Below are 12,639 nucleotides of genomic sequence, written 5' to 3'. Positions count from 1 at the left end.
TGTTTTTAAACGGATTAAAAGTGGTTGTACATCCAAATAAATCAAATCTATCTTTTTCTATCCATAGTCTTAGACTTGAAAAGCGGACAAAAAGTTTCAAATTTTGCAAATCAGATTGAAAACATTATAAATTTCTTATATATTTAAACGTATCGCAAGTATAATCTTCATTTTAATTACGTTTTGTAATAATTATGTCGGTTAACTCTTACATATAAGTAAAACCAAAGGAGCTGCAGCCCATGAATATTCATTCTTCCGGTGAGAACGCGCCTCCCCTGATTGATGATACGGACCGCAAAATCATTGCGATCCTCGGCAAGAACGGGCGAATCTCGTACACGGATTTGGCCAAGGAGATTGGGTTGTCCCGCGTTGCCGTACAGGCCAGGGTCAACGCCCTAATCGATGACGGCGTTATTGAACGGTTCGCGGCGGTCATTAATCCGGAGAAAGTGGGGATTTCGGTGTCTGCTTTTTTCAATGTAGAGGTCGAACCCAAACATCTACAGCAGGTAGCGGACACATTGGAGAACGAGCCGTATGTAACAAGTCTGTATCATATGACCGGCCCCAGCAAACTGCATATGCACGGACTATTTAGCGATCATAAGAAAATGGAAATGTTTTTAAATGAGAAGCTTTACCCGCTCCCGGGCATTACAAGTGTGGATACTCAAATCTTAATCAAGCGTTATAAAAGCCGAATGGGCATCCGCCTCTGACTCTTACGACAGAAAGGACTCATACCTTGCCTGATAAAACTAGCAACCCATACATGGAATTAACGTTCAGCATGTTCCGAACCGGAATACTCGGCTACGGCGGCGGTCCTTCGGTTATTCCGTTGATCCGTCACGAGGCCGTCGTTCGTTACAACTGGCTCAGCGACGATGAATTCGGGGAGGTGCTCGCGTTAGCCAACGCACTTCCGGGTCCCATCGCCACGAAGATGGCCGCCTATCTCGGTTACCGGGAAAAGGGGGTGCTTGGCGCCATAGTTGCCGTTCTCGCGCATATCCTTCCGACCTGTATTGCGATGATCGCGCTGTTGTCGGCGGTGACGTTCCTTAGCAGCTCCAAAGTGGTGGCAGGCATGATTGCAGGCGTTACGCCGGTCATTGCCGTTATGCTGGGAACGATGGCTTACGAATTTGGCGAGAAGGCTGTAAAGGGGCTAGGCATCTACGCCGGGGTCGGATTTTTCGCAGTATCGTTTCTTCTGCTGGAGATTTCCCAGATTCATCCGGCCATTGTCATTATACTGTTCCTTGCCTACGGCACCGTACATTTCAAAACCGTAGCCAAATTAAAAAAACAAAGACGGGATAAGGAGGGGTCCGCCTAATGGAAGATTGGCTTCAGCTGCTGATCAGCTTTTTCGTCACCAACGTGCTCGGTTATGGCGGCGGTCCTGCTTCCATCCCGCTCATGTACAAGGAGATCGTCACGAATCATGGATGGCTGACCGATCCGGAGTTCTCCAACATGCTTGCCCTTGGCAACGCGCTTCCCGGGCCGATCGCCACCAAAATCGCCGCTTTTGTCGGGTACGATGTTTCCGGCTGGATGGGCATGACCCTTGCCCTCGCGGCTACGGTTATTCCTTCGGCGGTAGCTCTCATCTGGCTCTTGAATCTACTGCAGAAATACCGTACGTCGGCTGTCGTCAAAGGGATGACCCTGTTAGTTCAGCCGGTCATCGCCATCATGATGCTGACCCTGACCTGGCAGATGGGCAAAAGCTCCGTCATCTCCATCGGCCTTCTGCAATCTCTCGGCATCGCCGCCATCGCCTTCTGGGCCATGAACATCCGCAAAATCCACCCGGCGCTGGTGATCCTGGCCGCGTTCGCTTACGGGGGATTGGTGTTGTCGCAGGTGGTGTGAGGAGGATTGTATAGAACAACTATAATCCGTTCGGGATAATCGCCATGACTAAAAGAGCGAGTGTGAGGGACTCATTCCCACCATACTCGCTCTTTTTTCAGTCGACAGCCAACCAAGTTATGCCCCGGATCACGTACCTTACCTGTCCCCCCGCTTAGACTAATAGGGTAGAAATTTACCTATTTAACGGGACGCCTTTCCCCGGACGCCTAAAATATGATCGACATATCATTTAATATGTCCGAAAGTCCTCTTATTCGTCGTGAAGACTTCCTAACGGACACAGAATACCTTATTTTGTGCAAAACAGCCCTTTTGGTAACTTTAGCGGACCCAGAGGTCCTTATTTGCTGTTTTTATTGGTATTTGCACACGTAATTCGCACAATAGCGGATCTGGAGTCCGGTACTTTGTAAAAAACGCAGTTTTGGACTTAAATAACGGATCTAGGGTCCGTTAAAAACTGACACAAGTACCTTGAGCGCCCATGGTTGGCAATGAAACCTGCAGTTTCCCATTAAGTAATCCCAAGAAGTGGCGCAAGGTCACAATAACCAGGAGCAGGCCAGGTAATTTGCCACATCCGATTATATCCCAACGTTACACCAATGTAATTAGCGACATCTCGTTATACCCAACTCCCAACGAACGTGCCTTGATCGTCACCTGCATCCAACAAGTATCCGGTCCCACGTCTGTTCACATTGGATGGAGCCACTCTGTCCTTGATGATACTCTTTCAACTCCCCGCCTACTTCCTCCCCATCACCACCCCGATCTTGCCCTCAAGGACCTCTACCTTATACTTCTTCACCCGGATGCGGTCGCTGAACAGCGACTTGCCGCTCTGCAGGTCAAACTCCCAGCCATGCCAAGGACAGCGGACGATCTCGCCTGTCCGGCCGTATTCGTAGTCGTATACCTCCGAAGGAAGCGTCGTACCGGACACCAGTCCTGCGCAGATCGGCGCCCCCTGATGCGGGCAGTAGTTCAGGATGGCATGATATTCGCCGTTGACCCGATAGATTCCAATTTCGCGTCCCTCTATGTTTACGACCTGGTGTCCGCCCTCCGGTATGTCCTCCTCCGCCATCACGTAATGCACTGCCATTCAAACACCTCCTTGCCTGTGCGCCCAGTTCGTTAATCAAGTTTGTCTTCACTTCGTGCTATTCATCCAGAGTATCCCGGTTGACTCCAGCCGGATCCATTAATCCGGTTAGTCCAGTTACCTATCCACCCAGCCCACTCCGTATCATATTTAATCCAATGACTCAATTTAGCTAAGGTATTCAATCCAGTAGTCCAAATAATTGAGTTCATAATCTACTCCTACTCAGTAACAATGTTGCCAGTTGTTAACATTGATCATTGACCAACTTCAATCTTGCAAGCTAATCTCATCTAGTAGGCTGGTTTCGATCACTGCAAGCTGGTTTCGATCATGTAAGCTAGTTTCGATCATGTAAGCTAGTTTCGATCATGCAAATTAGTTTCGACCATGCGAGCTAACTTCGATCATGCAAGCTAACTTCAATCTAGCAAGTTAGTTTCATCAAATTGGCTCTACATTCATCATCCATCCACTCAATCCAACCGATACAGCTGCTTTGCATTCTCGTAAAAAATCTTCCGCCGCGCCTCCGGCTTCAGCCCCCGCAAAATATGGCTTGGCGAGTCGAAGTCCCAATGCGGATAATCGCTGGAATAGAGCAGCATGTTCTCGGCATCAATCATGTTGAAGAGATCGATGAGATGCTGCGGATTGTCGGGCTCCTCAATCGGCTGCGTGGATAAGTAGCAATGATCCCGGATGTATTCGCTCGGCATTCTCGTCAGCCAGGGCACGGTGGAGCGAAGCGCTTTGTAATTTTTGTCCAGCCGCCACATCAGGCCCGGCAGCCAGGCCACTCCACCTTCAACCAGAACTACCTTCATGTTCGGGTACTTCACGAATACGCCTTCGCATACCATGCTCACCAGATGCGCCATGAACATCTGGGAGAGGCAGGTGTGCCACTCGATGTAGCGGGTCGGGTAACCGGCCGCGGTGGGAGCCGTCGAGCTCCCGCCGCCCTCCGCTCCCGGATGGATCGCGATTGGAAGGCCGCCCCGCTCCGCTGCTTCGTAGATCGGGTGATAATGACGCTGACCCAGCGGCGATCGCGCCGCACTGGAGATCATCACCTCCACGATATCCGGATGGCCACCGATCCGGTCGATCTCGCGTGCCGCCAGCAAAGGGTCCTGGGTGGCTACCGCCATTGCGCCTTTGAACGCTTTATGTTTGCCGAGCCACTCGGCGATCAGATAATCGTTATAGGCCGAGCATATCGCTGCCGCATAATCCGGATCATGCGTGGAAGAGATATTATAGACGACTCCCGTCAATACGGCATAATCAAGATTGTAGCCTTCTATCAGCTGCTTGATCATATAATCGGGGTCGGAACCGGCTTTGCCACCCCCCGGAGGGATCGAGTCCTTTTTCATCACGCCGATTGGCGAGTAATACCCTGAGCCTGCATAACCGATGCCGGATGCGGCTACCCGGGAGCGCCAGGGCTCCTGCAAATATGGAAGCAGCGCCCTGTCGTCCTGCTCGTTATGAACGTCGACATCGATAATCTTCATATCGTCCATTGCCTGATTCCTCCAATCTCCATAAGGAATTACTTGCCGCCGTACGTGCGCGTATAGGCGGTGTTGTACATAGTAAGGAGTTCATCGGAGCCGAGTTTCTTGGCCTGGTCAATAAATTGCTGATAGGTGGTGTCGTTAATCGGGGTTTTGCCGGTCACGAACTCCGTCACCTTTTGCTCAAGGAATTTGTTCAGATTGTTCAGCTTCGATTTCTCGAGCTCCAGCTCCTCTTCCGTCTTGACGATCTGTTTCGGTGCCGGGACAATGTACTGCTCATACCGGGCATTGATATCCTTGCTCTTCTCGCTTAAACCACGCTCCCATACTTCACGGGATTTAGCGTTATTCAGCGTAATCAGGTCATACCATATGCCCCAGTCCTTGCGCAGCGCATTAAACGGAGACTCGCCAAACTCCGTGTTATATATTGCTTTGCCGTCCTCCATCGTGTACGTTTTGCCTTCGATGCCTAAGGACAGATAATTCGTTCCCTCTTCGCTGACCAAATAATCAAGGAATTGAACGGCACGCTCCTTATCCTTTACTTTGGCCGAGATTGCTCGACCGACGGTGCCAACGACCGGACGGGAAAACTGATAGTTCTTGACCCCTTCCGCGGCAAAGGAAGGAATCGCGTCCAGCTCATACTCGGCCGTACCAGCCCCCCTCGCCTTCGCTACGAGTGACTCCAGATCGGCCTTCCAGAAAAACGTCACCAAGGATTTTCCCGTTAATATCCGCTCCTCCCACTGCGCTTGCGTCAGCAGCGAGAATTCCGGATCCAGCAATTTTTCCGCATACAGCTTATTCAGATACACCAGCATATCCTGATAATTCTCATGGTAAGGCGCGAACGCGTATTGATCCGTGGTCGGATCCAGATTGTAGAAGCCGCTGATCCCCGTGAAGATACGCCCGAAGGTCGTATACAGCCCTGTATCGCCAACGATGGCGTTGGATATGAGCGGATAGGAATCCGGGACCTTTTCCTTCAATGTTTTCAGATACTGATAAAATTCATCCACCGTAGTCGGTGCCTGTATCCCATGCTGATCCATGATATCCTTGCGGGCATACCAGATAAAGTTGAAGCCCTTGCCCTCCGCATCCCCTTCCAATACGGGTACGGTGTACAAGCCTCCGTCCGTGCCCGTTGCCAGCGCCTTTGCCTCGGGATATTTTTCGTAAAAGGCTTTAAGATTCGGCGCCCGATCCAAGTAATCATTGAGATTCAGGAACACCTTCTCCGGTCCATGCTCCCTGCCGTCCTGCGTCGGCACCTGGATAAAATCCGTGGCGGTATTTGTGGCAATCATGATCTGCCTCTTCTCCTCAAGCCCCTCCTGGCTCACGATCTGGAACTTCACTTTGACGCCCGTCTTGGCCTCGATCTCTTTGAAAATCTCCCAGTCATCCCGAACCTTGCCCTCGACCCGGTCGTATACCAGCCAAGAAAAAGTTACCGGTTTGTCAGGACTTAACGTTCCCGAATCATCCTTGCCCCCGCCGGAGCATCCCGCAACCAGCATCGCGCTGAGCAGGATCATGGCAAGCGCAGTTCTGAACCCCTTTCGCCTCATTCCCTAACCTCCTTTTTATCTTCACAGCGTATAGAGACGGATTTGCTTGAAATCCATAACTACCCCTTAATACCGCCAATCATCGTGCCTTGTACAAAGTATTTCTGGATAAACGGATAGACGCATAGGATCGGCAGCGTACCGATCATGATCATGGCGTATTTCAACGTCTCCAGATGCGTCAGGTCTCCCTCGCCCTGCACATTCGTACCGGCGATCAGGATGTTGCGCATCATAATCTGCAGCGGGTACATCTCCCGGTCATTCAGATAGATCAAAGCGCTGAAAAAAGAGTTCCATTGATTCACGGCCGTGAACAGGCCGATCGTGACCATCACCGGTACGGATAAAGGCAGCACGATCCGCACCAGAATCTGCATGGACCCGCATCCGTCGATGGCAGCCGCGTCCTCAAGCTCCTCCGGCAGCGCCTCGAAGAATGTCCGCATGACAAACAGATACCATGTGCTGATCAGTGACGGGAGCACGATCGCCCAGATCGTATCGAGCATCCCCAGCTTTTGAACGATCAGGAAGGTTGGAATCATGCCGCCGCTGAAGAGAAGCGTGAACGCCGCCATCAATAAAATCACTCTCCGGCCGGGCAGCCACCGCTTCGCAAGCGGGTATGCCATCGCGGAGGTCGCAATCAGCGTCAACACCGTTTGCAGAAATGTATAACGAATGGTGTTCCAATAACTCACCCAGAGATCGGGATTATAGATGAGCTGTTCGTAAGCGATCAGCGTAAACTTCTTCGGCCATAGCAGTACGGCGCCACTCGCGACCATGGCATTGTTGCTGATGGAAGCCGAGAATACGTAAACCATCGGATAAGCCATTACAATGATCAGCACAATCATGAACAATACATTGAATACGTCAAACAGCTTCGAGGCGAAGCTTTCCTGCTTTTTCATCGCGCACCTCCCTTACCACAGGCTGGTCTCCGAATATTTGCGTACGATCCGATTGGCCGCTACGACCAGAATGAAACCAATCGCCGATTGGAACAGGCCCACCGCGGTGGCAAAGCTGAAATCGGCATCGAGGATGCCCCGCCGGTACACAAAGGTGTTAATGACATCCGCAGTTTCGTAATTCATCGTATTGTAGAGCAGCAATATTTTCTCGAAGCTGGCCTCCATGAAATTGCCGAGCGACAGCACGAACAGAATAATCATGACCGGCACCATACCGATGAACGTAATATGTCGGACCTGCTGCCATCGGTTCGCCCCATCCATCTTGGCCGCCTCGTACAGCGTCGGATCGATTCCGGCAATCGCAGCCAGATAGAGAATGGTCCCCCACCCCATCTTCTGCCATATTTCGGAGCCCACATACACCGTCCGGAACCACTCCGGCATGCCCAGAAACATGATCGGCTCAATGCCAAGCAGCTTGACGAGCAGATGGTTCACCACGCCCGTGGTGGGAGACAGGAAGGTCACGAGAATGCCTGCGATCACGACGGTGGATAGGAAATGCGGCATGTAGCTGATGTTTTGCACAAACCGTTTGAACCATTTGCTCTTCAGCTCATGGAACAGGATCGCCAGAATGATCGGCGCCGGAAAATGAAACAGGAGATCATACACATTCAGCATGATTGTGTTGCGAATCAGCTTCCATGCATCGGGGGTGACATAGAAAAATTCAATCAAATGTTTGAATCCGACAAACTTGCTTCCCAAAATGCCCCGGCCGATCGAATAGTCCTGGAAGGCGATGATGATGCCGTACATCGGCGCGTACTTAAATATCAAGTAGTACAAAATGCCGGGCAGCATCAGCAAGTACAACGCTTTATGTTTTCTCAGAACATAGCCGATCCGTGATAGCTGCGCCAATAATCCCCACCTCCGATTGAAAGCATTTACATTCGTTTGTTGTTGTCCCCACTATACGAGCCGTTCTTCCTTCGCGTAAAGCAAACATCTTTTCCTTGAGACACATGTTTTGCACTGCCTGTGCCGCAAGGCTTTCAGCCTGTTCCATGCAAAAAAAGAGACTTCAGAAAATAATGTAGTCTCTTCTCTCCTATTGGTGAAAACTCCGGTATTTGGCGGGTGTAATGCCTTCATATCGGCGGAAAGCCCGGATCAAAGAATTTCGGCCCCAATACCCGACCTTCTCAGCAATTTCGTCAATTTTCAAATCGGTTTCAAGCAAAAACTGCTTCGCCTTCATCAGCCGGTACTTCGCGATATATTCCACGTACTTCTCGCCGATCTCCTCCTTGAAGGTCCGGCTGAAATGCCCGATGGACATATTCATCATGCCGGCAAAATGCTCGATCGACAGCTCTTGATCATAATGCTCATGAATGTATTCCACAATCTCCATAAACTGTTGATTCCGGCTGCTGGAAGCCGGCTTCCGGAACAGAAAACCATGAATGTCCTCGAAGCAGCACGTCAGCTCGTCCCATGTCATGCAGCGATTCATTCGTTCGAACAGACCCGAGTAATACGGAACGTTGAGTTCATTGCGCTCCGATTCCACGGCCCGAATCCAGGTGTTGAGCACATCGGCAAGCAGATATTTCATCTGCATGGCAGATGCATCCTTGCCCTTTCCCTCCTCCAGCAGAGCAAGTACGGAATGAAGCAGCTTGTCATACTCCCTCGTTTTATACTGATTGAGGATCCGCTGGACGTCCTGCACGGATAGGAAAGAATCCCACTGCTGCAGCTCCCGGGAAGGTTGACTGCCGCAAATCTCCACCGCGGAATGCAGCCCCCGGTACTTCAGCATGGCCAGCGCATGCTCATAGGACTGGTGCAGCTCTTCAATGGCATGAACGGTCTTTCCGATACCGATGGTCGCTTTATAATAAGCACCGTATTCGAGAAAAACGTGCCTTATCTGCTCCGCTATTTGTTCCGGATGGTCCTCGCCCTCCGTGATGGGACCATGCTCCACGATGCAAGCAATCAGATCCGGCCTTGTCTGGCAGATCCAGACCATGCCATGTGCCAGCCGATGAATCTTGTCCTTCAGCTCCGTCAGCAAAAAAGTCTTGGTGGATTCCGATGCCGACTCGTAAACGGTTGGATCATAATGGAACGAGATGCACAGGACGGTTCTTGCCGCCTTATGACTGTAGGCAAACTCAATCTCCTTGGCATAGTACTCAATCGATAAAGCATCGCGGTATTGCCCCAGCAGGATTTTCGTGAAAAACTGCTCCTGAACAATCGGAAGCATCCCGTTCACCATCTGGAACAGCTCTTTATTCTCCGTCATAATGAACTGGGAATAGCGTTTGATCACATCAAACTCGTTTCCTTCGTGGCCGACCTCCCCGTTCGGAGCGTGATGCAGCTTCAGTCCATCCTTAATCTCCAGGATCGGCCGGTATAAGCGTCGGCTTAAATAATACGAGGCGAGTGCGCCTATAACGAGGAAGAACAGGAGGAACAACCAGCAGATCCATCGGGTCATATAGACTGGCTTCATCAATGTGCCTAAATCAATCATGCTGATATAATGCCAGGACTCGTCAAAGCCGGATGCCATGAAGGACAGCCCCATTTTGTCCGATATCGTGAATTGCGAAGCAACGCCGTCCGTACGTATTCGCTGCTGCAGGGCAAGCTGGTCCTGCTCGGTCAGTCCGGTCTGAGCAATCACTTTGGCCCCATCATCCACAATTGCCGTGCCCGTAACCCAGCTCTCCGGAATATGAATCTGCTCTTGAAGCTTGTCTCGTTTCACTTCGACCAGGAGATAGACTTCAGGAGCCGCAGTATTAAACGGATAGCTCATGGAAGCCGTCAAAGTGTCGGGGGTATCCATAAAGTCCATCATTTTTTTGCCGGATAATTCAGCTTCCAGCTGATGGCGGCGGTTCAGATCCAAGGGATAATGGGAATGGAAATAATACGCTTTATTCGTGTAGGTTTCGGCATCCATCATCAAATCCTGGTGAACAAAATAATAATACGCTCTCTCGACGAGATCATCCGATTCCAGCTGCTGCAGCTGCTCCCGCAGGGAATGAAGCAGTTCCGGAAGCAGCTGGCTTTCCGGCGATGAAGCCATGGGAGCGAGAAGCACGCTCCGTAATCTGGAGGTGCTGAGGATATTAATCATGCTTGTCTTCAAGGATTGAAGCTCGGTGTCCGTCTGCTCGGAGAATCGCTTCATCATCACTTGATTAAAACGCTCGGCATCCTTCTCGATGATGCGAACGACCAGCACCTGGGCAAGAACCGACGCAACAATAACGGGAATGAGAATGAGGAGAAAATAGTTGGCGAATAGCCTCCAAAACAGGGTGTTCCTTCTGGGAGGCAGAGAATCGGTATCCCCCGGCTCAGGTGATCGGTTAGGCGGCGTCCTTCGCTTCATGAATGTCCCCCCTTGGTATTTAAAATTGCAAGTAAACAAGGTTTGCAGTTACGTTTACTATATTTTGATGTAAGTTATAATATTCGCTGCACTCTGCTGCCACTATCTGTTCACGTTTTGCCATTTCGTTTCGTCCTTCTTTAATTTTGGCATGCAAAAAAGCTCATTCCTACAGATGGTTCGAGTGGGAAAGAGCTTTTGAAAAGTTTATCAAGTGTGCTTGTCAAGTTTTAAGTGTTTGGTTTGTTGGTTGTATTGTACGATCTTGTTGTTGGAGTTGTAAACCCAGTAAATTAATTCCCCCCTGACAATTCTAGTCTTGATCATCTAATTTGGTGACATATGCAATCTCTCTCATAAAAGATGTTGCAGCATGACAATTTTCTAGATCATCCTCATCCAACATCGACCAATAATAAATAGTATTCTTATGAATACTAATATCTTGAAGAAGATGATATCTGATTAAGCTAGCCGAATTCTCCTCAGCCTTTCCTTCTACTATAGCATCATTGAATGATGAAATAATAATAATCATTAAAGCGAATTTTTCGTCTTTGTTTAATTCGGTATTTTCATAGGCATATAAGAATTCGGTTATTCTTGAAGAATCCGACACTTCATATTCCCAATCTTGTGAAAATTCATCAGGAACAGGTAATTTGATTTTCTTTACGAGACCTTCAATAGCACTCTTTGTAACATACTCCGGGTATACATTCTCCATGGTTATTTCTCCTTTTTATTATTTTCCTATTCCTGAAGGATGAGCACTGCTATATGGAAAAGCAGACCTAATTCCACCATCCTCTTTCACTATCACTCTAGCCATATCAGGTTTTATTTCAGTACCATCTGGCAAGTATCCTCTTGATTTAATAGATGATGGTAGCGGAACTTCATGGACACCAGGGAACTTTTTCGCCACCTCTGCAAGAAAATCTGCTGCACTCTTCTCATCAAGCCAATGACTGAATTAACCACAGGCTTCTGTTTCTGTTTCGGGCTTGTTACCTTTTTAGGCAGAGATGTTCCACCACCACCGCCGGGTCTCGGCACAAACCCTCCGCTGCCTCCGGCTCCGCCGCCAGCGCCTCGGCCTCCACTTCCACCGCAGTTATGGGTCCATAGCTTGAGTCCCGTTACGAAATACGTATGGTAGTCCCCAACGCTGAAGTTGTACACTCGGATCGTTTCTTGCTTGATCTCGATCTTTTCAATGACATATTCTATTCCTTCATCGTTGACAAGCCGATCTCCTGCTTTCAAATCTCTGGATTCAACCCAGCCTTTCCCTATCACCCAAAATGGATGCTCTGCCGTCGTGACGATGACGGTATCCTCCACCTGAATGTGATAAGTTTCTTCCAAGTTTAACTCGGTTAACTCTAATCGAATAACCCTCAAACACTCTCCTGTTTGCTGAAACAACTCATGATTGAAACCGTGTAACTTCAAAAGCTCCCTTCTCTTATATCCAATGTTATGCTTTATAGTCCTCGTTTCCAAAAACTCGAAGTTCCACTTCATACCCTCTTGATTGAGTTGTGTTGGTGTCTAAATCTGGATACACATCGAATAGGAGCACACGTCAACGCTATGGCCCTTAGCCGCCCCCTATCCTACCCCAAATCCTACATACTTGAATATCTCCTTCCTCAGACGCAATCAAAAGCATTGCATGTGCGTACAGGCATATTAAGGGAATATCATATGAGGGGGATGAGGGTTACATTCTTTTAGGCTGTACCGCCCGATTCATTCGGCACTAGGTGGGGAAAAAGAAAGACCCTGAGGATTGCCGCCCCCCAAGGTCTTTGAATCATTCGTCAAATTTGTTGAGCCAATACATCGAATTTTCTGTACTAGACAAAGATTTAAGTAAATCTAATGTTTCTTTCTTTTTCAGTTTAAGTGCATCTTGTAGTTTTTTGGGAGCTATGTCTCGTATATCTTCCAACATACAGCATTCTTCAAACAATTCAATTATTTCCTTGTTGGCATTATTTTGCTTTAGAAGTTGTGCTACATAAGGACGGTATAGATACGCATATGCATCTTCAAATGTTAATGCCCCTTCAAGCAAGGAATCAAGCATGCCAAGATTTAATATACATAAAAACTTTTGAATTTCGTCTGAATGCTTCAATTCAATTTGTAAATTCAA

General features: G+C 49.0%; 12 protein-coding genes. 3 read left to right on the top strand and 9 right to left on the bottom strand.

What is annotated here, in order from left to right:
* The first annotated feature begins 242 nt into the window (after window positions 1-242).
* Genes chrS through chrA form a run of 3 tightly spaced genes read left to right on the top strand, consistent with a single transcriptional unit; the run spans window position 243 to window position 1,890 of the window.
* Window positions 243-725: a chromate efflux transcriptional regulator ChrS gene (chrS, locus tag J7E85_RS30980; protein ID WP_215163850.1), complete on the top strand. Its 483-nt coding sequence runs from the start codon at window positions 243-245 to the stop codon at window positions 723-725.
* Window positions 726-778: 53 nt separating this feature from the next.
* Entirely contained in the window at window positions 779-1,348 is a 570-nt protein-coding gene (gene chrB, locus J7E85_RS30975; protein ID WP_215163887.1) for a chromate efflux transporter ChrB, read from the top strand.
* Window positions 1,348-1,890 carry a chromate efflux transporter ChrA gene (gene chrA, locus J7E85_RS30970; protein ID WP_215163849.1) on the top strand — a complete coding sequence of 181 codons (543 nt, stop codon included), beginning with the start codon at window positions 1,348-1,350 and terminating at the stop codon, window positions 1,888-1,890. Before chrB ends, chrA begins: the two co-directional genes overlap by 1 nt.
* Before the next feature lie 751 nt (window positions 1,891-2,641).
* Here chrA and J7E85_RS30965 read toward each other — a convergent pair.
* From J7E85_RS30965 to J7E85_RS30925, 9 genes are all read right to left on the bottom strand, one after another.
* The gene (locus J7E85_RS30965; RefSeq protein WP_215163848.1) at window positions 2,642-3,001 is read right to left on the bottom strand and encodes a Rieske (2Fe-2S) protein; all 360 of its coding nucleotides are present in this window, start codon (window positions 2,999-3,001) and stop codon (window positions 2,642-2,644) included.
* A 476-nt stretch (window positions 3,002-3,477) separates the two neighbouring features.
* Window positions 3,478-4,533, bottom strand: a complete 1,056-nt coding sequence (locus J7E85_RS30960; RefSeq protein ID WP_215163847.1) for an amidohydrolase family protein — start codon at window positions 4,531-4,533, stop codon at window positions 3,478-3,480.
* A gap of 29 nt (window positions 4,534-4,562) precedes the next feature.
* Window positions 4,563-6,113: an ABC transporter substrate-binding protein gene (locus tag J7E85_RS30955; RefSeq protein WP_215163846.1), complete on the bottom strand. Its 1,551-nt coding sequence runs from the start codon at window positions 6,111-6,113 to the stop codon at window positions 4,563-4,565.
* 59 nt (window positions 6,114-6,172) lie between these two features.
* Window positions 6,173-7,033 (bottom strand): carbohydrate ABC transporter permease, encoded by an 861-nt coding sequence (locus tag J7E85_RS30950; RefSeq protein ID WP_215163845.1) that lies wholly within the window; start codon window positions 7,031-7,033, stop codon window positions 6,173-6,175.
* 12 nt (window positions 7,034-7,045) lie between these two features.
* Complete coding sequence (locus J7E85_RS30945; protein WP_215163844.1) at window positions 7,046-7,966, bottom strand: ABC transporter permease; 921 nt, start codon at window positions 7,964-7,966, stop codon at window positions 7,046-7,048.
* A 190-nt stretch (window positions 7,967-8,156) separates the two neighbouring features.
* Window positions 8,157-10,472: a helix-turn-helix domain-containing protein gene (locus J7E85_RS30940; protein ID WP_215163843.1), complete on the bottom strand. Its 2,316-nt coding sequence runs from the start codon at window positions 10,470-10,472 to the stop codon at window positions 8,157-8,159.
* 313 nt (window positions 10,473-10,785) lie between these two features.
* Window positions 10,786-11,199, bottom strand: coding sequence for a hypothetical protein (locus tag J7E85_RS30935; protein WP_215163842.1), 414 nt, complete (start codon window positions 11,197-11,199; stop codon window positions 10,786-10,788).
* A 113-nt stretch (window positions 11,200-11,312) separates the two neighbouring features.
* Complete coding sequence (locus tag J7E85_RS30930) at window positions 11,313-11,930, bottom strand: polymorphic toxin-type HINT domain-containing protein (RefSeq protein ID WP_215163841.1); 618 nt, start codon at window positions 11,928-11,930, stop codon at window positions 11,313-11,315.
* 364 nt (window positions 11,931-12,294) lie between these two features.
* Window positions 12,295-12,639 carry a DUF3969 family protein gene (locus tag J7E85_RS30925; protein ID WP_215163840.1) on the bottom strand — a complete coding sequence of 115 codons (345 nt, stop codon included), beginning with the start codon at window positions 12,637-12,639 and terminating at the stop codon, window positions 12,295-12,297.

The organism is Paenibacillus sp. ISL-20, assembly GCF_018613005.1.
Classification (GTDB): domain Bacteria; phylum Bacillota; class Bacilli; order Paenibacillales; family Paenibacillaceae; genus Paenibacillus_AQ.
This window is presented reverse-complemented; position numbering and strand designations above follow the sequence as displayed.

Bases quoted from the DNA above. Each gene is read 5' to 3' on its own strand.
- chrS (WP_215163850.1), top strand. From the start codon at position 243: ATGAATATTCATTCTTCCGGTGAGAACGCGCCTCCCCTGATTGATGAT.
- chrB (WP_215163887.1), top strand. From the start codon at position 779: ATGGAATTAACGTTCAGCATGTTCCGAACCGGAATACTCGGCTACGGC.
- chrA (WP_215163849.1), top strand. From the start codon at position 1,348: ATGGAAGATTGGCTTCAGCTGCTGATCAGCTTTTTCGTCACCAACGTG.
- J7E85_RS30965 (WP_215163848.1), bottom strand. From the start codon at position 3,001: ATGGCAGTGCATTACGTGATGGCGGAGGAGGACATACCGGAGGGCGGA.
- J7E85_RS30960 (WP_215163847.1), bottom strand. From the start codon at position 4,533: ATGGACGATATGAAGATTATCGATGTCGACGTTCATAACGAGCAGGAC.
- J7E85_RS30955 (WP_215163846.1), bottom strand. From the start codon at position 6,113: ATGAGGCGAAAGGGGTTCAGAACTGCGCTTGCCATGATCCTGCTCAGC.
- J7E85_RS30950 (WP_215163845.1), bottom strand. From the start codon at position 7,033: ATGAAAAAGCAGGAAAGCTTCGCCTCGAAGCTGTTTGACGTATTCAAT.
- J7E85_RS30940 (WP_215163843.1), bottom strand. From the start codon at position 10,472: ATGAAGCGAAGGACGCCGCCTAACCGATCACCTGAGCCGGGGGATACC.
- J7E85_RS30935 (WP_215163842.1), bottom strand. From the start codon at position 11,199: ATGGAGAATGTATACCCGGAGTATGTTACAAAGAGTGCTATTGAAGGT.